Origin of the sequence: Venatorbacter sp. C2-1 (genome assembly GCF_022832715.1) — a bacterium.
GTDB lineage: Bacteria > Pseudomonadota > Gammaproteobacteria > Pseudomonadales > Oceanobacteraceae > Venatoribacter > Venatoribacter alkanivorans.
On the sequence record NZ_CP094879.1, the window covers coordinates 1,630,839 to 1,653,089 of the forward strand.

15 protein-coding genes are annotated in these 22,251 nt (G+C 54.1%); 8 read left to right on the forward strand and 7 right to left on the reverse strand.

What is annotated here, in order from left to right; translation table 11 throughout:
- The first annotated feature begins 1 nt into the window (after position 1).
- The 3 genes from ligA to MT343_RS07310 all read left to right on the forward strand — a co-directional run bounded on the left by ligA (position 2) and on the right by MT343_RS07310 (position 4,750).
- Positions 2 to 2,107, forward strand: coding sequence for an NAD-dependent DNA ligase LigA (gene ligA / locus MT343_RS07300; protein WP_145469473.1), 2,106 nt, complete (start codon positions 2 to 4; stop codon positions 2,105 to 2,107).
- A gap of 34 nt (positions 2,108 to 2,141) precedes the next feature.
- Positions 2,142 to 2,831, forward strand: a complete 690-nt coding sequence (locus MT343_RS07305; protein ID WP_222428573.1) for a transglycosylase SLT domain-containing protein — start codon at positions 2,142 to 2,144, stop codon at positions 2,829 to 2,831.
- 137 nt (positions 2,832 to 2,968) lie between these two features.
- Positions 2,969 to 4,750, forward strand: coding sequence for a PAS domain S-box protein (locus MT343_RS07310; protein ID WP_145469474.1), 1,782 nt, complete (start codon positions 2,969 to 2,971; stop codon positions 4,748 to 4,750).
- Between the two features lie 47 nt (positions 4,751 to 4,797).
- Here the strand turns inward: MT343_RS07310 and MT343_RS07315 are convergent, their stop codons facing one another.
- The 6 genes from MT343_RS07315 to MT343_RS07340 are packed head-to-tail and all read right to left on the reverse strand — an operon-like array spanning position 4,798 to position 12,034.
- On the reverse strand, positions 4,798 to 6,558 hold the full coding sequence (locus MT343_RS07315; protein WP_145469475.1) for a BatD family protein: 1,761 nt from the start codon (positions 6,556 to 6,558) through the stop codon (positions 4,798 to 4,800).
- Positions 6,552 to 8,576 (reverse strand): VWA domain-containing protein, encoded by a 2,025-nt coding sequence (locus MT343_RS07320; protein ID WP_243989475.1) that lies wholly within the window; start codon positions 8,574 to 8,576, stop codon positions 6,552 to 6,554. The genes MT343_RS07315 and MT343_RS07320 overlap by 7 nt, the downstream gene beginning before the upstream one ends.
- Complete coding sequence (locus MT343_RS07325; protein WP_225691756.1) at positions 8,576 to 9,580, reverse strand: vWA domain-containing protein; 1,005 nt, start codon at positions 9,578 to 9,580, stop codon at positions 8,576 to 8,578. The genes MT343_RS07320 and MT343_RS07325 overlap by 1 nt, the downstream gene beginning before the upstream one ends.
- Positions 9,580 to 10,122, reverse strand: a complete 543-nt coding sequence (locus MT343_RS07330; RefSeq protein ID WP_145469478.1) for a DUF4381 domain-containing protein — start codon at positions 10,120 to 10,122, stop codon at positions 9,580 to 9,582. Before MT343_RS07330 ends, MT343_RS07325 begins: the two co-directional genes overlap by 1 nt.
- Before the next feature lie 2 nt (positions 10,123 to 10,124).
- Complete coding sequence (locus tag MT343_RS07335; RefSeq protein ID WP_145469479.1) at positions 10,125 to 11,075, reverse strand: DUF58 domain-containing protein; 951 nt, start codon at positions 11,073 to 11,075, stop codon at positions 10,125 to 10,127.
- A complete protein-coding gene (locus MT343_RS07340) occupies positions 11,075 to 12,034 on the reverse strand; it encodes an AAA family ATPase (protein ID WP_145469480.1) in 960 nt (319 codons plus the stop codon). Before MT343_RS07340 ends, MT343_RS07335 begins: the two co-directional genes overlap by 1 nt.
- 181 nt (positions 12,035 to 12,215) lie before the next feature.
- On the opposite strand from MT343_RS07340, the gene MT343_RS07345 reads away from it, so the two are divergent.
- From MT343_RS07345 to MT343_RS07360, 4 genes are all read left to right on the forward strand, one after another.
- Positions 12,216 to 17,081 (forward strand): NAD-glutamate dehydrogenase, encoded by a 4,866-nt coding sequence (locus MT343_RS07345; RefSeq protein WP_145469481.1) that lies wholly within the window; start codon positions 12,216 to 12,218, stop codon positions 17,079 to 17,081.
- Between the two features lie 112 nt (positions 17,082 to 17,193).
- Positions 17,194 to 18,249 carry a hypothetical protein gene (locus MT343_RS07350; protein ID WP_145469482.1) on the forward strand — a complete coding sequence of 352 codons (1,056 nt, stop codon included), beginning with the start codon at positions 17,194 to 17,196 and terminating at the stop codon, positions 18,247 to 18,249.
- Positions 18,249 to 18,473: a DUF2835 domain-containing protein gene (locus MT343_RS07355; RefSeq protein WP_145469483.1), complete on the forward strand. Its 225-nt coding sequence runs from the start codon at positions 18,249 to 18,251 to the stop codon at positions 18,471 to 18,473. The genes MT343_RS07350 and MT343_RS07355 overlap by 1 nt, the downstream gene beginning before the upstream one ends.
- A 106-nt stretch (positions 18,474 to 18,579) precedes the next feature.
- A complete protein-coding gene (locus MT343_RS07360) occupies positions 18,580 to 19,611 on the forward strand; it encodes a quinone-dependent dihydroorotate dehydrogenase (RefSeq protein ID WP_145469484.1) in 1,032 nt (343 codons plus the stop codon).
- 108 nt (positions 19,612 to 19,719) lie between these two features.
- Here MT343_RS07360 and rmf read toward each other — a convergent pair whose 3' ends face one another.
- On the reverse strand, positions 19,720 to 19,914 hold the full coding sequence (gene rmf, locus MT343_RS07365; protein WP_145469485.1) for a ribosome modulation factor: 195 nt from the start codon (positions 19,912 to 19,914) through the stop codon (positions 19,720 to 19,722).
- A 169-nt stretch (positions 19,915 to 20,083) separates the two neighbouring features.
- Between rmf and rlmKL the strand changes: the two genes are divergently transcribed.
- On the forward strand, positions 20,084 to 22,231 hold the full coding sequence (gene rlmKL, locus MT343_RS07370; RefSeq protein WP_145469486.1) for a bifunctional 23S rRNA (guanine(2069)-N(7))-methyltransferase RlmK/23S rRNA (guanine(2445)-N(2))-methyltransferase RlmL: 2,148 nt from the start codon (positions 20,084 to 20,086) through the stop codon (positions 22,229 to 22,231).
- Positions 22,232 to 22,251 lie beyond the last annotated feature (20 nt).

The following is a 22,251-nucleotide window of genomic DNA, read 5'->3' on the forward strand; positions in this document are numbered from 1 at the left end:
TATGAATACACAAAATGATCTTTTTGCAGAGGAGCCAACGGGCTCCTCTGCTTCTTCTGACAGCGCCATTGTGCCCTCCAGTGTTAACCAGCGTATTGAGCAGCTGCGCAGCGAAATCAATCTGCATAATCACCGCTACTATGTGCTGGATGAGCCCAGTATTCCGGATGCTGAATACGACCGTTTATTGCGCGAATTACAGCAGCTGGAAGCTGAGCATCCGCAATTAATCAGCGCAGATTCCCCGACCCAGCGTGTCGGTGCAACACCCCTCAGCCAATTTGTCAGCGTTACCCATGAGCGGCCGATGTTATCCCTGGATAACGCGATGAATGCCGAAGAATTTTCTGCCTTTTACCAGCGTCTGCAGGAACGTTTAAAAACCAGCGACAGTATTGCTCTGGCCTGTGAACCTAAACTCGATGGTCTGGCCGTCAGCATCCTGTACGAGCAGGGTTTGCTGGTGCGTGCTGCTACCCGTGGTGATGGCCAGACCGGCGAAGACATCACCCAGAATGTGCGCACCATTAAAAATGTTCCTCTGCGTTTACAGGGCGATGATTTTCCTGCGCGCCTGGAAGTGCGTGGCGAAGTGTATATGCCGAAGGCGGGCTTTGAAGCCTATAACGATAAAGCCCGCGCTAACGATGAAAAAGTCTTTGCTAATCCGCGTAATGCCGCCGCCGGTTCCCTGCGTCAGCTCGACCCGAATATTACGGCAAAACGTCCGCTGGAATTCTGTGCCTACAGCATTGGTGTGGTCAGTGATGATGCGGTTTTACCGGCAACGCACAGCGCTATTCTGCAAAGAATAAAACGCTGGGGTATCCGCATTAATGAAGAGATGCGGGTCGTGAATGGCGTGGCAGAAGCCCAGGCTTTTTTTGAGCAACTGGGAGAAAAACGTCATCGTCTGGCGTATGAAATTGATGGCACGGTTTTTAAGGTCGATGACCTGGCGCTGCAGGAACAGCTGGGTTTTGTTGCCCGCGCGCCGCGCTGGGCCATTGCCTATAAATTCCCGGCGGTAGAAGAAATGACCGAGCTGCTGGGTGTCGATTTTCAGGTTGGCCGAACCGGTGCCGTAACACCGGTGGCGCGGTTAAAACCGGTACATGTTGCCGGTGTCACCGTTTCCAATGCCACGCTGCATAATATGGATGAAATTGCCCGTCTGGGCGTAAAAATCGGCGATACCGTGATTATCCGCCGCGCCGGTGATGTGATTCCGCAAATTGTCTCTGTGGTTGCCGAAAAGCGTCCGGCCGATGCCCGTGATATTCAGATTCCGGCTAATTGCCCTGTGTGTGATTCGCTGGTCGAAAAAGTCGAAGGAGAGGCCGTTGCCCGTTGTACCGGCGGGCTGGTGTGTTCGGCGCAGCGCAAAGAAGCGATTAAACATTTTGCTTCACGTAAGGCACTGGATATTGAAGGTCTGGGCGATAAATTAATTGATCAGCTGGTGGATGCCGGATTAATTGACTCCGTGGATGATTTATTTCATTTAACCCTGGAGCAGCTGGCAGGCCTTGAGCGTATGGCAGAAAAGTCGGCACAGAATATTCTGGACGCGCTGAATACGGCGAAGCAAACCACGCTGGGGCGTTTTTTATACGCACTGGGTATCCGCGAAGTGGGCACCGTCACGGCCAATAATCTGGCCTCACATTTTGGTTTTCTGCAGCGCATTATGGATGCCGATGCAGAGGCTTTGCTGGAGGTTGCTGATGTCGGCACCGTGGTCGCTGCCCATGTGCATAATTTCTTTGCCGAAGAGCATAACCGCACGGTCATTGAGCAGCTGCAGCGTGCCGGTGTGCACTGGGAAGAAAAAGAGCCGCAACAGAATGCCGATTTACCATTAAGCGGTAAAACCGCCGTTATCACCGGCACTCTGGCCCAGAGTGGTATGAGCCGTGATGATGCCAAAGCCTTACTGGAACAGCTGGGTGTGAAAGTGGCCGGCAGTGTGTCGGCAAAAACCGATTTTCTGGTTGCCGGTGAAAAAGCAGGCTCAAAACTCACCAAAGCGCAGGCGCTGAATGTTGAGGTGCTGGATGAGAATGCATTTCTGGCCCTGCTGAATGAACACGGTATGCAGCCCTGAAGCGGGGTTGTGGAGCAGAAAATAAGGAACAGGCATGACCCTTACAGGTATCCGCTTTTCACTTCTGGCTGTATTGCTGGTACTGGCTGGTTGCTCCACCCCGCAGCCGAAAAATATTAATAACGTCTGCGAAATCTATGACGAATATTACGACTGGTATAACGCTTCTAAGGCGGTGAAGAAAAAGTACGGGATACCGGAGTCGGTGACCATGGCGTTTATTCACCAGGAATCAAAGTTTATCGACGATAACCGTCCGCCGCGTAAGTGGTATCTGTGGATCATTCCCGGCCCGCGCCCGTCGACGGCCTATGGTTATGCTCAGGCACTCGACCCGACCTGGGAAGAGTATATGCGTCTCACCAATAACTGGGGCGCAGACCGTGATGACTTTGAGGATGCGGTCGATTTTATCGGCTGGTACAACACCCGTACCATTAAACGCACCGGCATTCGCCCGCATGATGCTTACAGCCTGTACCTGGCCTATCACGACGGGGCCGGCGGTTATCTGCGTGGTACCTATAAGAAAAAACCCTGGCTGATGCAGGTGGCGAGAAAGGTCGAGCGCCGGGCAAAACAGTATCAGCAGCAGCTGGTGCGCTGTCAGGAAGATCTCGACAGTAACTGGTTCTGGCGCACGCTGTTTGGACAGGAAACCATCAACCGTCGCCCAGTTATTCATTTAGGACAATCAGCTCAGGGCAGAGCTGAGCGTGGCTGATTGATAAAAAGCTTGTTAAAGACGGCGCTCTGACGCTTTCCTGCTAGTCTTAAAGACAGTCCCGGAGCGGACTGTTGCCATGCGGTAAGGTTGTACGCATTTTCCTGGCAGGATAGGTTTTCTGTATCGGAGTATGCATGGAAGTACTTCCATGGCTGTTGTTGGCCGTTGTTATCATTATCGCCATTGTGTTGCAGCACCGGCGTTTTCGCGTTTTACCTACCGACCCCCTGTTTGAGCTGAGTCCGGATCCGGTGCTTCTGGTTGATTCCAGAGGCATCATCCGTATGGCCAACCGGGCTGCGCACCATCTGCTGAGTTACAGCCCCGGACTGATGGTCGGGCAGCCGGTGGATATTCTGGTACCTGAAGATATCCGCAGCCAGCATCAGCATCTGATTGCTTTGTTTTTCTCCTCCATCGGCGAACGGCGGATGAATAACCGTATCTGGATCAACGATGCTCAGGGGCAGAAAATTAATGCCGAGATTCATCTGGCACTGGTGGATTACGACGGCGAGCAGATGGCAATCGCGACCATTCTGGATACCAGTACGCTGTGGATTTCTGAGCGTAAGCTGCGCGAACAGCACAAGGCGTATGATGAACTGTTTGAGCATTCTGCTGTGGGGATCTGTTGTGTCAGCCTTGGTGGACGCTTTTTAAGAGTGAACCGCCGCCTGTGCGACCTGCTGGGCTACAGCAGTGAAGAATTACTGGAACATTGTTTTCAGGACATTACTCATCCGGATGATCTTGAACTGGATGTCAGCAAAGTGAATGACCTGCTGAGCAGCAGTCATAGCTCTTACAGTATTGAGAAACGCTACCGTCATGAAGATGGCCGCTATTTCTGGGCGAACCTTACGGTGACCCTGATTCGCGATGAGCAGAATTTCCCCGATTATTTTATTTCCGTGATCGAAGACATCAGTGACCGCAAGCAGTCTGAGTTATTGCTGCAGCAGTCTGAGGTTAAATTCCGCACCATTGCCGAAACCATTCAGTCGGTGGTGTGGATGTCGACGCCGGGAATAGAGCAGATGCTGTTTGTTAACCCGGCTTATGAGCGGGTTTGGGGGCGCAGTTGTGCCAGCCTGTACGATGATGCGCACAGCTTTCTGCAAGGGATTTACGAAGATGACCGGGCGCGGGTGCGCGCTGAAATAGAACGCCACCGGCAAGGGCGCTGGGAAATCGAATATCGGGTAGAGCATCCGGAGCGGGGCCTGCGTTATATCTTCGACACCGGGACAGGGGTGCTGAACAGCAGCGGTAAACTGGAGTATCTGATTGGTCTGGCAACGGACATCAGCGATCAGGTTAAAGCCAAAGCGGATATGGCTCATGCCCTGGAGCAGGCACATCAGGCGACCGAACGGCTTAATCTGTTAATCCGTACCGACCCGCTGACCGGTTGTCTGAACCGTCAGGCACTGTATGAAGAGCTGGAACATCAGCTGGAACTGTATCGCCGCTATCAGACACCGTGCTCGCTGCTGTTTATCGACCTGAACGACTTTAAACAGATTAACGATACCTTCGGTCATATTGCCGGTGACGAGGCATTACAGGCCCTGGCTGAGCATATCCGTCAGCATATCCGCGCCACGGATATTCTGGCGCGCTATGCCGGTGATGAATTTGTGGTGGTATTGCCGCAGAGCAATGTTCGCGATGCCTCGCTGGCATTGCGGAATCTGCGTAATAACGTGCTGCGTCATCAGACCCCGACCGGAGAATTTCCGGTACATTTCAGCATTGGTCTGGCTTATGTGGGGTATCCTGATGTTGCCGATGCCAGCAGCTGGATTGAAGTCGCTGATCAGGCGATGTATCTGGATAAGTCAGCCCATGCCGGGGCGAATAAGTTGCCTGCCTCTCCTGGCGCCGGGCCGGATCAGTTTCCGGGCGAATAGCCGCACCGTACTGAATCCTCCGGCCTGTTTCTGCAATCCCCGTTACTTCAGTGTGGATAAAGTACGGCGCGTTGTGTCTCTGTTTTGCCACTCTGACGTTGCAGCTCTTTTAACAATGCCAGCAGGTTCTGGCCGTTATAGGCGGAATTCTGCTGTGGCGAATAGAGCCGGGCATCAAGTTCCGCCAGCGCAGCCTGCAATCTGGGCTCCGGCAGTAATCCGGCCAACTGACTGAGGCTGGCCAGTGGCAGGCGGATGCTTAAATCTTTGCTGTTTAATCCGCCGGCATTAACCCAGGCCAGCAGGTGGCTGCGCATGGCTGCGGCGTCTCCCTGCTGGCAGGCCTTACTCAATGCCTGCCAGTGCTGCTTCAGCGTTTTTTGCGGATGATCCCGTTGCGTACTGTCTGACACGGCTGGCCGGGTCAGTGCCGTGCGTCGTGCATGCCACCACAGCAGTAAAAACAGCCCATTACTCAGCACCAAAGCAGCCACAGCAAGTTGCCAGACGAGCAGGTCGCCGGCGCAGCCGTTGTTGTCGGTGGTGCTGATACCAGCACTGTCGCCAGGCTGCTCCATGGCGTCTGCGTCGCTGTTGTTTGTTACAGGCTCGGCTGTTTGTGATGATGCCACAGCCCCTTTGGCTGGCTTAACCTGAATGCTGTGGGCCGGTAATACGGCATATTCCAGAGTACCGCTTCTGGTGTTCCACCAGGGGATGCGGATTTCCGGCAGCAGAATACGGCCGCTGCTGCCCGGTACCAGGGCGATGGATTGTTCTGAGGTTCCGGTCAGGCCGTCGTCGCTGCTTTGTTCATTTTGCTGAGTCTGATCCGGGTAGTAACGCAGATTATCAACCACCGGCAGGGCAATGGCCGGTAGCTGACTGCCGGGCAGACCTTTGGCGGTCATGATCAGGGTACGGGTAACCGGTTCGCCGGCCACCCATTGCTGTGGCGGTGTGCTGAAGGTTTCGCTGATGCTCAGGTTTTCAGCCGGAATCCAGGGCGCCTGCGGATAATCCTGCGGAATGGGTTTAACCTGCAGGGTAATCGGCTTGCTGACCGCAGAGCCCTGACGGCCACGGCTCCAGCGGTCGTAAGGATTGCTGATGCGGGCGCTGAAGCGCTGGCCGGGAATCACCAGCTCGCCGCTTTCTTCGGGGAAAATCGCAAAGCGCCGTTCGTACACGCCCAGACGCTGGCCATCAACAACGGTCGTATACTGGCGCACATCCCCCAGCGGCTGTACCAGAGCATCGGTCACTTTAAATTCCGACAGGGTGGCGTCTTCATGGCTGACGCTGTAATACAGTTTTTCGGTGTAAAGAATCTGCCCCTGAACGTAATAGTTGTCCTGCTGGCTGATCTCGGTGTCGAAGAAAAATTCTTTGGCGATCTGCGCTTTTACATCCGCTGACAGCTCGCGCACGTTGATGGTAATGGGTTGCGTCTGCTGATTTTCAAAACGGATCGGGGGAATGGTCAGTTTACCGTTGCGTTTGGGCGTGAGCGTCAGGGTCCACTCGGTAAAGGACTCGGTCTTGCCGTTGACGGAGCGGAACTGATTGGAGCGCTGCTGGTTCAGCACCTGAAAATCGCTCTGCAGCGGAGTTAAATCCGGTGAGCCAAAACCCACCTGTTCGCTGTAGCGCAGCATTAGATTAAAGGTATCGCGCTCGGCGACTTCTTTGCGGTCAACGCTGGCACTGAAGGTAGCAGCCTGCACCTGAGTGGTGGCCAGCAGCAACGCTAGCAGCAACCCCAGCAGCCAGTGAATGCGGCTAAACAGCAGATCACGCATCACCATAAAACATCCTCACTTTCCTGATCGGCCTGTTGCCGGTACTGGTATAAAAATTTGCGCTGTAACAGGTTGCCGGGATTGTCCGGTACCCGGTTCAGCCATTGTTGCATGGCGGCCTGTTCTTCACGGCTGAGGCCGTTGATTTCTGTTTCCGGTTGGTCAGACTGGCGGCGCAGTTGTTGCGCGGATTCTTCCTGCGGCTCTTCCTGTGCTGTCTGATTTTCGTCAGCGGCTGCTATGCCCTGTTTCTCTTCGTCAGTCTCAGGCTCCTGATTCTGTACCGCCTGAGAGGCTGATTCATCCTGCTGCTGTTCGGCCAGCTTATCAGCCTGCTGACGGGCAAAGGCATCGTCTTCACTCTGATCCTGCGGCTGAGCGTTCTGTTGCTGGCCGTCTTGCTGCTGAGCGTTCTGCTGTTGCTGGCCGTCTTGCTGCTGAGCGTTCTGCTGTTGCTGGCCGTCTTGCTGCTGACCATCCTGCTGCTGACCATCCTGCTGCTGACCATCCTGCTGCTGACCGTCCTGCTGCTGACCGTCCTGTTGCTGACCGTCCTGTTGCTGACCGTCCTGTTGCTGACCGTCCTGTTGCTGGTCGTCCTGTTGCTGGCCGTCCTGCTGTTGACCATTCTGTTGCTGCTCTTTTTGTTGTTCTTGTCGCTGTTTGAGTTTTTCGGCGGTCTCGCGGTTAGCTGCGGCTTCTTTCATCTCCGGGTTCAGCTTCAGGGCTTCATCATAGGCGGCGATGGCTTCATCCGGCTTTCCGGCCTGCAGCAGGGCATTACCACGGTTGTAATGGCTGATGGCGGTTTGTGGGCCTTCGGCAAAGGCTTTGGCGGCGCTTTCATAATCGCCGGCACGATAAGCGGCGCTGCCACGCCAGGCGGGATCTTCGAAGGCCTGTGCGGCAGCAGCCGGGTCCTGTTCAAACAGTTCTGAGCCTTGCTGATCCGGGGTTTGCCATAAATCTTTCCACTCCAGCGCATAGCTGTTGTCGGGCCAGCACAGTGGCAGTAACAGCAGACTGAACAGTACGCCACGGCGGAACAGCAGCAGAGCAACGGGTAACAAGGCAAAGATCAGCCAGTAGCCGGCGTCGTGCCACTGATCAAAACGGGCAAAGCCGTTGTCGGTTTCCTGTGGGTCAAAGCTTTGCGGCTGTTCGGGTAACAGGCTTTGCCAGTCGCTGTCGTTAATACTCAGTGTTTGCCAGGGGACATTCAGTTCGCGGCTGAGATCGCGGATCGGCCCCAGATCCAGCTGTGGCAGTACGATTGTGCCGCTGCCGTCACGCAGAAAACCGGCGCCGGGCATTGGCACCGGCGCGCCTTCGGCGGTGCCGATGGCGAGTACCTTAAGCTGAAAGCGCTGGCTGTCGAGGCTGTTGCGGATTCGTTCAATATCTTTGCTGATAATACCGTCGGTCAGTAACAGCAGGCGGGCCTGCTGGATACCGGCATCGCTGACCAGCTGCTGCGCCAGGCTGATGGCTTTATCCGGACGGCTGCCGGGACTCGGCATAATAAACGGGGATAACGACGGCAGCAGATTTTCGATGGTGTCGCGGTCGTCGGTTAAAGGCGTCACGGTATGGGCGTCACCGGCATAGGCGACCAGTGCGGTCAGGCCGTCGGCGCGGCTGCGGACGATATCAGTGACTTTCTGAATGGCGCGTACCGCACGTGAGGGTTTCAGATCCTGGGCGCCCATGGATGCTGACATGTCGAGCATAATAACCAGTGCATCCTGATTTTTTTGCAAAGGTTGCGGCAGTTTTTCAAAGCTTGGACCGGCCAGCGCAATACAGGCGATCAGCCAGCCGGCGAGCAGCCACCATAAACCTGCTTTGCGGCGGTTGCTGAGTTGTTGCTCCAGCATATAAGGCTGCAGATGAGCATCAATCACGCTGGCCCACTGACCGGCACTTAAGGCGCGCTGCAGCAGCAATGAAAAAGCCAGCAGGGCAGGCAGTGCGGCGAGCAGCCACAGCGGCCGTAAAAAATGAAACTGACTGAGCCATTCCATCAGTGGCGACCTCCGCCGGGCATCCGGTTAAAGCGTTGTTGCAGGGCAATCAGCAGACTGATGACAAAGGCAATGGCCAGCGGCCAGTGGTACAGACTCTGCTGCGGACGATAAATTTCCGGGTCTTTTTCGGTGGGTTCCAGATCATCAATAAACTGATAAATCTTTTGCAGCTCTTCGGTGTCACGGGCGCGGAAAAAAGCACCGCCGGTCTGGCGGGCAATTTCCCGCAGGGCATTTTCGTCCAGATCCCGTGACGGGTTGACCTTACGGGTGCCGAAGAAGCTGGATACCTCCATCACATCAGCCCCAAGGCCGATGGTATAAATTTTTACGCCATTGCTGGCAGCCAGCTCGGCGGCTTTCAGCGGCTCAATTTCGCCGGCAGTATTGGCGCCGTCGGTGAGCAGAATCATCACCCGGCTTTGTTCCGGATTGTCCTGCAGACGTTTAATGGTTAAACCGATAGCGTCGCCGATGGCGGTTTTTTTACCGGCCAGGCCGATCTGCGCTTCGTTCAGAAAGGTGCTGACGGTACGGGCATCAAAGGTCAGTGGTGCCTGCAGGTAGGCATTGCTGCCAAACAGAATCAGGCCCATGCGGTCGCCACTGCGCTGTTCAATAAAGTTGCTGACCACCTGCTTAACTACCGCGAGACGGTTAGCGGGTTTATTATTCAGGCGCATGTCTTCAATTTCCATACTCTGGGAAATATCCACCGCCAGCATCAGGTCGCGGCCGGACACCGGCATCTGCACTATTTCTCCGCTGTGGTAAGGGCGGGATAAGGCGCCGATCAGCGCAATCCATAACGCCAGAGGCAGTAACCAGCCACTCAGATTCTGTTGTGTCTGACGTTCGCCACCTTTACTGTTCTGCAGCCGCCAGGGGCTGAGCGACGGAACTTTAAGCGCCGCCTGCTCAACTTTTAATGGCGGTAAAAAAGCGCGGATAATCCACGGCAGTGGCAGCAGAAAAAACGCCCAGGGCCAGTGAAACTCCATTATCTGGCCTCCGTATCTGTGTTGTGCTGTTCTGCCTGCTGTTGGCCTGTTTTATCTTGGTCTGTGCGGGCGCTTTTCAGCCAGCGTTGTGCCAGTGCGAGCAGATCATCCAGCTCACCATAATGCTGGCGCCAGTCGGCGCGTGGCGGTGCATAAGGCGCTTCCGCCAAAGCCCGTGCACTTTGATTATTGAATAATGGCACCGGACCCTTCTGATTAAGAAAATCCACCCATGCCTGACCGTGCAGGGCGACCGCCTGAGGAAAATACTGCTGGCAATAGAGTTTCAGAATTTCGTTAATCTGGGCGCAGGCCTGGGCATCGGTTTTATCGAAATGCGAACGCAGGTTCAGCAATTGCTGCAGGCAATCGCTGCGTCGCTGCCAGCGCTGCCGGAGTTTGTGCCAGACAAAAAAGGCGGCAACCGCGGCCAGCAGAATAACGATGAGCAGCAGCCACCAGCCGGGGGCCGGCGGCCAGGCACTGACCGGGTCGGGCAGATGAATATCGTATATTTGCAGGGTATCGTTCTGCGCTTGCATGGTCAGCTTTCCTCCGCCCGTACGCGGCTGAGCATACCGAGTCCGAGTCCCTGACGCAGGGCCGGCAGCGGATCGGCATTGCTGGTGCTCAGGGCAATCAGCGGCACTTTAAGACGCTGTAGTTGCTGTTGCAGGCTGTTCATGCGCAGGCTGAATGCCTGCTGATATTCTTCGCGCTGACGGCTGGTGGTGCTGTCGAGGGACAAACGTTGCTGGCCATCGCTGAGGCTGTAAAGGCCCGGCGGCGGCAGCTCGGCTTCCAGCGGATCGGAAATATGAACAGCAACCAGATCGCAATGGCGGGTCACCGCGTGCAGCTGCTGCTCGCAGTCGGCATCAAAGCCGGTCCAGTCACTGATAAAATAAATGGCGCTGCCGGGGCGGGCAATGCGGCGCAGGTGACGGCAGATCTGCTGCATACGCTGTTGCGGATCGGCACTCGCTGATGGCGGCATCGTGGTCAGTTCATTCAGTAACTGTAGCACCTGTTTGCGGCCGGTTTTGGGCCGCAGATCGGTTTCCAGCTCGTCGTTAAACAGCAGGGCTCCGATACGGTCGCCGTGTTCCAGTGCAGCCCAGGCAAATAACGCGGTGAGGTCGGCGGCCAGCACCTGCTTCAGTGCGCGGCGGCTGCCAAAACGCATAGCGGCACGCAGATCACAGACCAACAATACCGGCCGTTCTTTTTCTTCACGGAAGACTTTGATGTGCGCATCGCCGGTGCGCGCGGTTACCCGCCAGTCCATCGCACGGATATCGTCACCGGCCTGATATTCACGCACTTCGGCGTAATCCAGACCGCGGCCGCGGATGGCAGATGCATGGCTGCCAGCCAGATCGTTCAGCACTTTTTTCTGTTTATGCAGCGGCAGCTGGCGCGCCAGCGTGCGCAGCTGCACCAGATTGGCCGGCAGAATTTCGGCCCCTGCAGAGAAATGTCCGTCCTGGCGCATCAGACAACCGGTACCCGTTGCAGCAGTTCGTTAATCACTTTATTGACCGTCATGCCTGAGGCTTCGGCTTCAAAGCTGAGCAGCAGACGGTGGCGCAGTACATCGTGGGCGACGGCCTGTACATCATCCGGGCTGACGTAATCACGTCCGTTCAGCCAGGCGTGGGCGCGGGCGCAGCGGTCGAGGGCGATGGTGCCACGCGGACTGGCGCCGTATTCAATCCAGCTGGCGAGGTCTTTGCCGTAAGGCTCCGGGCGGCGGCTGGCCATCACCAGCTGTACCAGATACTGCTCAACGGCATCGCTCATGTGCAGATTCAGTACCTGCTGGCGGGCGGAGAACACCATCTCCTGCGACAGTTTAGTGTCGTCGCGGTTTTGTTGCTGCATGGCTTCACCACGTGCCAGACGCAGGATTTTCTGCTCGGCTTCGCTGTCCGGGTAATCAATGACCACGTGCATAACAAAACGATCGAGCTGGGCTTCCGGCAGCGGGTAGGTGCCTTCCTGTTCTATCGGGTTCTGTGTGGCCATCACCATAAACAGGGACGACAGCGGGCGGGTAACACCGCCGACGGTGACCTGACGTTCGGCCATGGCTTCGAGCAGGGCGCTCTGCACTTTGGCCGGTGCACGGTTAATTTCGTCGGCCAGAATCAGGTTATGGAAAATCGGCCCGGCCTGAAAATCGAAGGTCTGCTGTTGCGGGCGGTAAATTTCGGTACCGGTAATGTCGCCCGGCAGCAGGTCGGGGGTGAACTGAATACGTTTAAAATCCCCCTCTATACGGTCGGCCAGCGCGTTGATGGCTTTGGTTTTTGCCAGGCCGGGAGCCCCTTCAACCAGTAAATGACCATCACTTAATAAACAAATTAACAAGCGTTCAACAAGATGGGGCTGGCCAATAATCTGTTGTTGCAGTGCTTCTTTCAAGCGTGCAAAACCCTGTTGTTCAGTCATCTTCTTTTTATCCCAGAGCGTTGATTTAATTCGGATTTTAGAGACTCAAAGCATTTGGTCAATGGCTCTGATTGGTTGCTGCAGCGAAAGTTCACTGTGCTGCTTACCCCGGTACGGAGACCGCGCTGGTGGCGAAATGATCTAAGCTTAGGAGTTATCAGGGCTCAATACGGATAACACTATGCTGACTGCTTTGCACACCATTATTAAGGAACGTAACCATAACGAGCAGGCCGCGGTCCTGCAACGCTTTGCAGATCTGTATTTTTCTGGTGCACCGGCCGATGAATTGATGGCCCGTTCAGTGGAGGATGTGTATGGCGCGACGCTGTCCTGCTGGCAGTTTATTCAGCAACGTAAACCGCATCAGCCTAAGGTCCGTGTATTTAACCCCGACTATGAGAATCATGGCTGGCAGTCCATTCATACGGTGGTTGAGATCGTTTGCGATGATATGCCTTTTCTGGTCGATTCGGTACGTATGCAGCTTAATGCACGGCAGTTATCACTGCATTCGATTCATTACTGCGTATTGCATGCTCAGCGTGATAAAAAGCACCAACTGAAAACGGAAAATGACTGGTATAAAGAGGAAAAAGCATCAACAGCAGAAGCGATTATTTATATTGAGTTTGACCACCACTCTGATACCGATTTGCTGCAGTCGCTGACCGGACAACTGTTGGATGTGATTGCTGAAGTCACCGCCTGTGTGAATGATTTTCCAGCGATTATTGAAAAAGCCGAAGCCACCATTACCCGCCTGAACAAACCACACCATAAAGACCGCGCTGCACATTACAAAGAAGCACAGGAGTTTTTGCGCTGGCTGATTCATAACCACTTTACCTTTCTGGCCTGTGATGTTTTCCATATCGAGAATGAAGGTAAAGAGCAGTATGTTGTACGTGACAGTGAGCAGGATCTTGGCCTTTTTAATTACAATAAGGCGAGCCGTAACCGCTTATTGTTGCGCGACCTTGAAGATGAAGTGCGCGATTTTATCACCAATCAGCAGGTCGTAAGTTTTATGAAATCCGGTAGCCGAAGCCGGGTTCATCGTCCGGCGTATCCGGACTATGTGGTGGTTAAGTTTTTTAATAAAGACGGCGAAGTCACCGGCGGCATCCGCTTTATGGGGCTTTATACCTCTATTGTCTATATCGAAACGCCAAACAATATTCCGCTGGTACGGGAAAAGCTCAACGATGTGCGGAAAATGGCTGATTTCAATCCGGCCAGTCACAGTGGTAAAGAGCTGAACCGTATTCTGGAGGTGTATCCGCGTGATGAATTATTCCAGTCAACGGCAGAGCAATTACATCGTACAGCATTAAGCATTCTGAATATTCAGGAGCGTCGTCAGACCCGGGTGTATCTGCGCAAAGATTCTTACAGTAAATTTATATCCTGTCTGGCCTATGTACCGCGTGATATTTATAACACTGAACTGCGTCAGCGTATCGAAGGGGTGCTGGCGGCCGAGTTTTCACCGCTGGATATTGAGTTTAATACCTACTTTTCTGAATCCATTCTGGCGCGTACTCAGTACACACTGCGACTGAACCCTGATAACCCTGTGGTGTTTGATGAGCAGGCGGTGGCGAAAAAAATCTGTCAGGTTGCCCGTTCATGGCAGGATGATCTGCACGATGCCCTGATAGAACAGGCCGGGGAGGAACGCGGAAATCATCAGTTTCACCGCTATCGAGATGCTTTTCCTGCAGGTTACCGTGAGAACTTTACCGCCCGTACGGCCGTAGTGGATGTTCAGCATATGGAGCATTTGTGCGGGCAGAAAGCGGGCCAGCTGGCGATGAGTTTTTATCGTGAACTGGAAGAGGGTGATAACGAACTGCGTTTTAAACTGTTTAACCGCGATACTATTCTGCCGCTGTCGGATGTTATTCCGGTACTGGAGAACCTGGGTTTGCGGGTAATGGGGGAGCATCCTTACGAGATTATCTGCGCCGATGGACAGCGTATCTGGATTCATAATTTTCTGCTGCGCTATACCCTGTCTGACAGTATCAATATTGCTGCGGTTAAAAGCCTGTTTCAGGATTCTTTCCGTGCCGTCTGGGAAGGGCAGGCCGAGAATGACGGCTTTAACAGGCTGGTACTGGGCGGGCAATTAAGCTGGAAGGATATTTCTATCCTGCGCGCATACGCCCGCTATATGAAGCAAATCCGTTTTGGTATTTCGGAGAGCTACATCGCTGAGACTCTGTGTCGCTACATTGATATCAGCGCCAGACTGGTTCATCTGTTTCATCTGCGTTTTGGCCTTAAAGAATGCACCCCCGAGCAACGTGATGAAGAGGTTAACCAGTGTGAACAGCAGCTGATTGATGCTCTCGAAGGTGTGGATCAGCTGAACGAAGACCGTACTATCCGCCGCTATATTGAACTGATCAAAGCGACACTGCGCACCAATTTTTTTCAGCAGGATGAACAGGGAAAAAGTAAATCTTACCTGGCGTTAAAAGTGAATCCGGCGGCGATCAGCGATATGCCGTTGCCGCGGCCTATGTTTGAAATTTTTGTTTATTCACCCCGTGTGGAGGGGGTGCACCTGCGTGGTGGCCGGGTTGCCCGTGGTGGGCTGCGCTGGTCAGACCGCAGCGATGATTTCCGCACTGAAGTGCTGGGGCTGGTTAAGGCGCAGCAGGTTAAAAACGCGGTGATTGTTCCTGTTGGTGCCAAAGGTGGTTTTATCGCCAAATGCCTGCCGAAAGAGGGCGGGCGGGATGCCTTTATGGCTGAAGGTATTGCCAGCTATCAGACCTTTATCAGTGCCTTGCTGGATGTTACCGATAATCTGGTCGAAGGTCAGGTTGTGCCGCCGGATAATGTGGTTCGTCACGATGATGATGATCCCTATCTGGTGGTCGCTGCCGATAAAGGCACGGCAACCTTTTCTGATATCGCTAACGAAATTGCAGTAACCCGAGGTTTCTGGATGGGCGATGCTTTCGCCTCCGGTGGCTCAATTGGTTACGACCATAAAAAAATGGGTATTACAGCCCGCGGCGCCTGGGTTTCGGTACAGCGTCACTTCCGTGAGCAGGGTATTAATATTCAGGAAACGGATTTCAGCGTGGTTGGTATCGGTGATATGGCCGGTGATGTGTTTGGTAATGGCATGCTGCTTTCTGAGCATATTTGTCTTGTGGCGGCGTTTAATCACATGCATATCTTTATCGATCCGAATCCGGATTCTGCTCGCAGTTTTGTTGAACGTAAACGCTTATTTGAGCTGCCACGTTCCAGTTGGGAAGATTACAACAAGGAGCTGATTTCCAAAGGTGGCGGTATCTTTTTACGCTCAGCGAAAAGCGTACCCGTATCTCTGGAAATGAAGCAGCGTTTTGGCATTGTGGAAGATCGTCTGCCGCCGAACGATTTAATCAAAGCGCTGCTGCGCGCACCGGTCGATCTGATCTGGAATGGTGGTATCGGAACTTACATTAAATCGTCTGCAGAACGTCACTCCCATGTCGGAGATAAAACCAATGATGGCTTGCGGATTAACGGTAAGGAAGTACGGGCCAAAGTGATCGGTGAGGGCGGCAATCTGGGCATGACTCAGCTTGGCCGGGTGGAATATGGCCTTAAAGGTGGTGCCTCATACACCGATTTTATTGATAACGCTGGTGGTGTGGATTGCTCCGACCACGAAGTGAATATCAAGATTATGCTGAATGAAGTACTCGACAGTGGTGATCTGACGCGCAAACAACGTAACGAAATATTTATGCAGCAGACCGATGATGTCGCCCGTCTGGTGCTGAATAATAACTATCGTCAGACTCAGGCAATTGCGCTGGCACACCGTGATTGTAAAGTCCGGCTGGATGAGTATGTGCGTCTGATGAGGGAGTACGAAACCCACGGAAAACTCAACCGGGCACTTGAATTTCTGCCTAACGAAGATGTCCTTATGGAGCGTCGCGCGGCCAGCCAGGGGCTGACCCGTCCGGAATTAGCGGTGCTGATTTCGTATACTAAAGCGGATCTTAAAGAGCAGCTTAATCATCCGGATATTCATGATGATGAATACGTCGCCAGTATTTTACATACCGCATTTCCGCAGGCCTTCTGCGATCGTTTTGCGGAGCCTCTGAGTCATCATCGCCTGCGCCGGGAAATTATTGCCACGCAACTGGCCAACGATATGGTCAATTATATGGGCATTACTTTCGTTAACCGTTTGCATGACTCAACCGGGGCCAGTATGAGTGATATTGCCCGTTCTTATATTACCGCCCGCGATATATTTGCTTTGCCTGAACACTGGCAGGCGATTACTGCTCTGGATTACCACATCAGCACTGAAGAACAGGAAGATATGATGGCGGACCTGATGCGTCTGGTACGTCGGGCCAGCCGTTGGTTTTTACGTAATCGCCGTGCAAAAATTGATATTGGTGCAGAGGTTGCGCGTTTTCAACCGGCCGTGCAGAGCATTGCGGCTGAGTTAGGCCGTACACTTAAAGGTTCTGCGCTGGAGCGCTGGCAGGAAGTATATAACCGCCGCGTTGAAGCCGGAGTGCCGGAAACGCTGGCTGCCTTAACCGCCGGAGCTGCAAACCTGTATTCGGCGTTGGGTATTATTGAAGCCGCCGCTCAAACCGGGCGCGATATCCGCCAGGTTGCTGAAGCTTATTTTGAAATGGGTGAGCATTTATCCCTGAACTGGTTTATTCAGCAGGTGAATGCGTTGCCATCGAACAGCCATTGGGAAGCACTGGCACGGGAAACGCTGCGCGACGATCTTGACTGGCAGCAGAGAGCGTTGACCGTTGGCATTCTGGGGACACAGGAAGATGGTATAACCCTTGCTGAATCGATTGCTCAATGGGAAGAGGAGTATGCCTCTCTGGTCGCTCGCTGGGCGAACATGCTGAATGAGCTGAAAGCTGCTGATTCGCTGGAATTTACCATGTTATCGGTTGCGCTGCGGGAGTTGCTGGACCTGGCACAGGCCAGCCGTCACCAGCGCCCCTGTATTGACGGTGAGGAAGCTGTACCTGAGTGTGAGTAGTGAGTGGCGGCAGAAAGCTTTATGATTCTGCCGTTATTTTCAGGTTATGGTGAAACTGTTGTCAGGCGTCCGTTATCTGCGCTTTGTTTTTTTGGTTAGCAGCGTTTTTTCAGTGCTGCCTCTGCAGGCGGCTGAGGTTGACCAGTTCAGCGGGCATTCTGCTGTTCTGCTGTCTGATGCAGCCCCCTTGCTTGAAGCTGAGGTTAACCGCCGCCTGCAACTCGCCGTAACTATGGCCAACCGGCCGGTGACCAAACCACCTCAACTGCGTTCCCGTCCGGCGTTGCAGTATCCTGCTTGTGAAGAAGAGCGTCTGTACGACGCGCTGAGCTGGGAGCTGGCGCGGCCGGTGATTGGCCAGCTGGAAACCTTTGCCGAAGAACACCCGCAGATCAGCCGGCGCCGTGTAGCTTTCCGCGATTCGGTATACCGTAATTTTATCTGGCAGCAATCCCCATCGCTGGTGCTGAGTGAACGCGTTGCCGCCGTTATCCGTGTGGGCGATGTGGAAATCGGCAGCGATAAACTTGGCCACTTTTTTACCGAAGGCTACAGCTATTTTGAAGTTACCGACCGGCTGCAGGATTCGGTTGAAGAGGGCATGCTGTTTGGCGAGTGGTCAGAATCTCTGTACTTTGGCGCTCAGACCACGGGGGTGTTTTCCTTTGCTGATCTGGCGGCCAATCTGAATGGCCTGCGTTTCTGGAACCGTATTCTGGCGCAGCATCCTGACCCGTTATCCGGGCGTGAGGTTACACCTTATATCCGCTGTGAACAGCAGCGCTGGAGACTGGTTGATACATTTCATTTCAGCGGTTATATCGACACAGCCTGGAATGAAAGCGTTAATTGCTCCGCTTTCCGTAACCTCAGCATGCTTGAGCAGGTACTGCATTATCAGCCGCTTTGTACCCCGCAATCGTTACCGCAAAATAAATATGGCCGCTGGCAGGATCGGGTGCTGAACCATGCCGGTTTGCAGGTATTGCCTGATTATCTGCAGCCGGAAGTGATTCTGGCGCAACGTGCCTTTATGCAGGAAGTTCGTCTGCCACAGGGCGTGGTAGAGCGTATCCGGGAATTACGCCTGCAGCTTGATATCTGGCGGCAGCAGCCGAAGCCGCCATTGGCAGACTCTTTCCACGATAATCAGCGACAGGAGCCATAATGCAGCGCATCGTACTGGATCTGGCCATCTCCGCTCAGGAATATCAGCGCTTTTATCGCGGCCAGGTAAAACAGGTCGTGGCACGGGCGCTGGACGGACGCAATGTCCGTTTTCCTGCCAGCGTGCTGCAGCAGGTTGTGCAGCATGAAGGTATCTATGGCCGTTTTGCCATTGAATTCGATGATCAGGGCAAGTTTCAGCGTATTGTGCGCCTGGGAGCCTGACTTTCACGGTATAGCGCGTTTTTTTGCGCTCAGTCGTCTACAGCGCGGACGGACTGGCATATAATGCCGGCCGTTTTGCCACCCGCTTTGTCAACTGAGGTCTGTTATGGATTGGTATGCTCTGAGTCGCGCTCTGATGTTTCGTCTGAATGGTGAAACCTCCCACGAACTGGGACTGGATATGATGGGGGCCAGCGAACGCCTTGGACTCTTGCAGTTTCTGGCGCCTCAGGTTGCATCTTTGCCAACAACCGTTGCCGGTATTGAATTCCCTAATCCGGTCGGTTTAGCCGCGGGTCTGGATAAAAACGGCGATTATATCGATGCTTTTGCCCGTCTGGGTTTTGGTTTTATCGAAATCGGTACCGTCACTCCGCGTCCGCAGCCGGGTAATCCTAAGCCGCGCCTGTTCCGTATTCCTGAACGTCAGGCCATCATCAACCGTATGGGCTTCAACAACAAAGGCGTTGATCATCTGGTTGAGCGGGTAAAAGCGGCAAAATACCGTGGTGTGCTGGGGATTAATATCGGTAAAAACTTCGATACAGCCGTCGAAGACGCGACTTCTGACTACCTGATCTGCCTCGATAAGGTGTATCAGCATGCGACCTATATCACCGTGAATATTTCCTCGCCGAATACTCCGGGGCTGCGTACCCTGCAGTTCGGCGATTCGCTGAAACAGCTGCTGGAGCCGATTAAAGCCCGTCAGCTGGAGCTGGCCAAAGAATTCGGTTACAAGCCGGTGTTCGTCAAAATTGCACCGGATATGGAAGAAGACGACGTGGCGCTGGTGGCTGAAACCTTTGTTAACAGCGGTATCGATGGTGTGATCGCCACTAATACCACGCTGTCGCGTGAAGGTGTGCAGGGCCTGCGCTACGGCAATGAAGCCGGTGGCCTGAGTGGCGCGCCACTGGAGGATCTGGCAACCGAGACCGTTGAGCACCTGTGTCAGGCGCTGGCCGGTAAACTGCCGGTGATTGGTGTGGGCGGTATTCTCGACGGTGAAGGTGCTGCAGAAAAGATCAAAGCCGGTGCGTCGCTGGTGCAGATTTACTCCGGCTTTATTTACCGTGGGCCGGAGCTGATCCGCGAAGCAGTGGATGCACTGGCCGATTTACGTACACAGGGCTGAGTTTGCCCGGGCAGGTACGGCGTTTAAGCAAAAAAAGCCCTGCTTATCGCAGGGCTTTGCTTCCCTGAAGAGGAAGCGTGCACAACGGGCATTAAGCCCTGGAGAACGTCATACGGCCATTTTATGAATGCCAGAAACGCCGGTGTAACCATCCCAGTGGTCGGCACGACCGGAACGCCAACCTGCAAGCCAGGAGTCTCGTTGTGGTCCTATGGGTGCAAGATCTTTTGAACGGCGCTCAACGCCAGCGCGATAACCACGTGCAAAAGCTCTTTCCTGCATGTCGCGTTTCTGTTTTTTCATAGAAAGCTTCCTCGCTAAAGTTATTTGCTCGACGGCCAGAACAACTGGTTGAATCACTGACCGAACCCCTGTTGTACCTCAGGCTGGTGAGGAATGTTAATTATTTATTACTTCTAAGCGTCACTATTCTTACAGCCACAGGCTATTTGACGAAACGGGTTTTCTCATCATGCAAAATGAAACAACAGCAACAACCATGACCTGGCTGGCGGCTTGTCCGAAAGGTATCGAATCCCTGTTGGCGGATGAAATCAGGCACTTGGGCGGTGAAGTTGAACGTGAAACACACCTTGGTGTGATCTGGCGCGGCGACCTGACGCTGGCCTATCGCTTTTGTTTATGGAGCCGTCTGGCGAGCCGCCTGCTGCTGCCTTTGAATGAAAGTCAGGTAGACAATGTCGACGAAATGTACGAAGCGGCCCGTTCTGTCGAATGGCCAGCCATCTTTGCCGTGGGAGCGACCTTCCGCATCGATTTTCACGGCCGTACTGATTACCTCAACAATACGCAGTTTGGCGCGCAAAAGATCAAAGACGCCATTGTTGACCGCTTCCGTGAGGACACCGGCGCCCGCCCGTCGGTGGATAAAGACGGCGATGTCCGTATTGAAGCGCAGCTGCGCAAAGGCAAACTTAATCTGTATTACAACTTCAGTGGCGACAGTCTGCACCGTCGTGGTTACCGTCTGCAGCCTGGTAAGGCGCCATTAAAAGAAAATCTGGCGGCTGCGGTACTGATCCGTGCCGGCTGGCCTGCACTGGCGGCAGAAGGTAAGCATCTTATTGACCCAATGTGTGGTTCCGGCACCCTGCTGATTGAAGCGGGCATGATGGCCGCCGACATTGCACCGGGTCTGAACCGCCAGAAGTGGGGCTTTGAAGGTTGGCTGGGCCATACCCGGTCACTGTGGCTGGCCGAGGTCGAACAGGCGCGTTTGCGCCGTACCGCGGGGCTTAATGCCATGCACAGCCGCCTGTACGGTTTTGATATTGATGCCGATCAGCTGGCGGCCGCCCATCAGAACCTGAGCCGCTCTCCGCTGGCCGGTAAGATTCACCTGGAACGCCGTGCGATTGAGCAGCTGCGGGTGCAGAACGAAGTGATTGAAGAGGGCGGTCTGGTGGTCTGTAACCCGCCTTATGGTGAGCGCCTGAGCGAACTGCCACAGCTGGCGCCGCTGTATCAGCAATTCCACGATGCCACCATGCGCCTGCCACAATGGCAGCTGGCGGTGTTTACCGGTAATACCGATCTGGCCAAGAGCATCCGTCGTCCGCTGGATAAGCAATATCGCCTGATGAACGGGCAGATCGCTACCCGCTTACTGGTATTCGGTGCTGCCGACGAGCGCTCAGCACAGCCACAGGGCAGTATGATCCGTGGTCCGGTTGAAGCCTTTGCCAACCGTCTGAAAAAGAATATGAAACCACTGCAGAAATGGGCCAGGCGCGAAAATGTTGAATGTTATCGCCTGTACGATGCCGATCTGCCGGAATACGCGGTGGCGGTCGATCTGTATGGCGACTGGCTGCATGTGCAGGAATATGTGCCGCCGAAGTCCATCGACGAAGCCAAAGCAGAACGCCGTCTGCTGGATGTGCTGGCCGTTCTGCCTGAGGTGACCGGTATTCCGGCGCAGCAGATCGTCCTCAAGCGCCGTGAACGTCAGGCCGGCAAGCGCCAGTACGAAAAGCAGAACACCGAACAGCGTTTTATGCCGGTGCGTGAAGGTAATGTGCAGGTGCTGGTGAATCTGAAAGATTATCTGGATACCGGTCTGTTCCTCGATCACCGTCCGACCCGCCTGCAGATTGCCGGGCTGGCTTCTGGCAAGCGCTTCCTGAATCTGTTCTGTTATACCGCCACTGCCAGTGTGCACGCGGCGGTGGCCGGAGCGCATTGCACCAGCGTTGATATGTCGCGCACCTACCTTAACTGGGGCAAAGAGAACTTCCTGCTGAATGGTATCAAACCGGAACAGCACGAATTTATTCAGGCCGACTGTATACAGTGGCTGCGCGATTGTAATGAGCGCTATGACCTGATCTTTATGGACCCGCCGACGTTTTCTAACTCCAAGCGGATGGAAGGGGTGCTGGATATTCAGCGCGATCATGTAATGTTGGTCGAACAGGCCATGCGCTGTCTGAATCCGGGTGGGCTGCTGATTTTCTCCAATAACCTGCGACGCTTTGATCTGGATATGGATGCACTAAAAGAGTTCACAATAAAAGATGTGAGCGCAAAATCGGTGCCGTTTGATTACGGGCGTCGTCCGAATATTCACCATTGTTTCCACATCACCCATCCTGCCTGACGTTGTATGCACGCATTCAG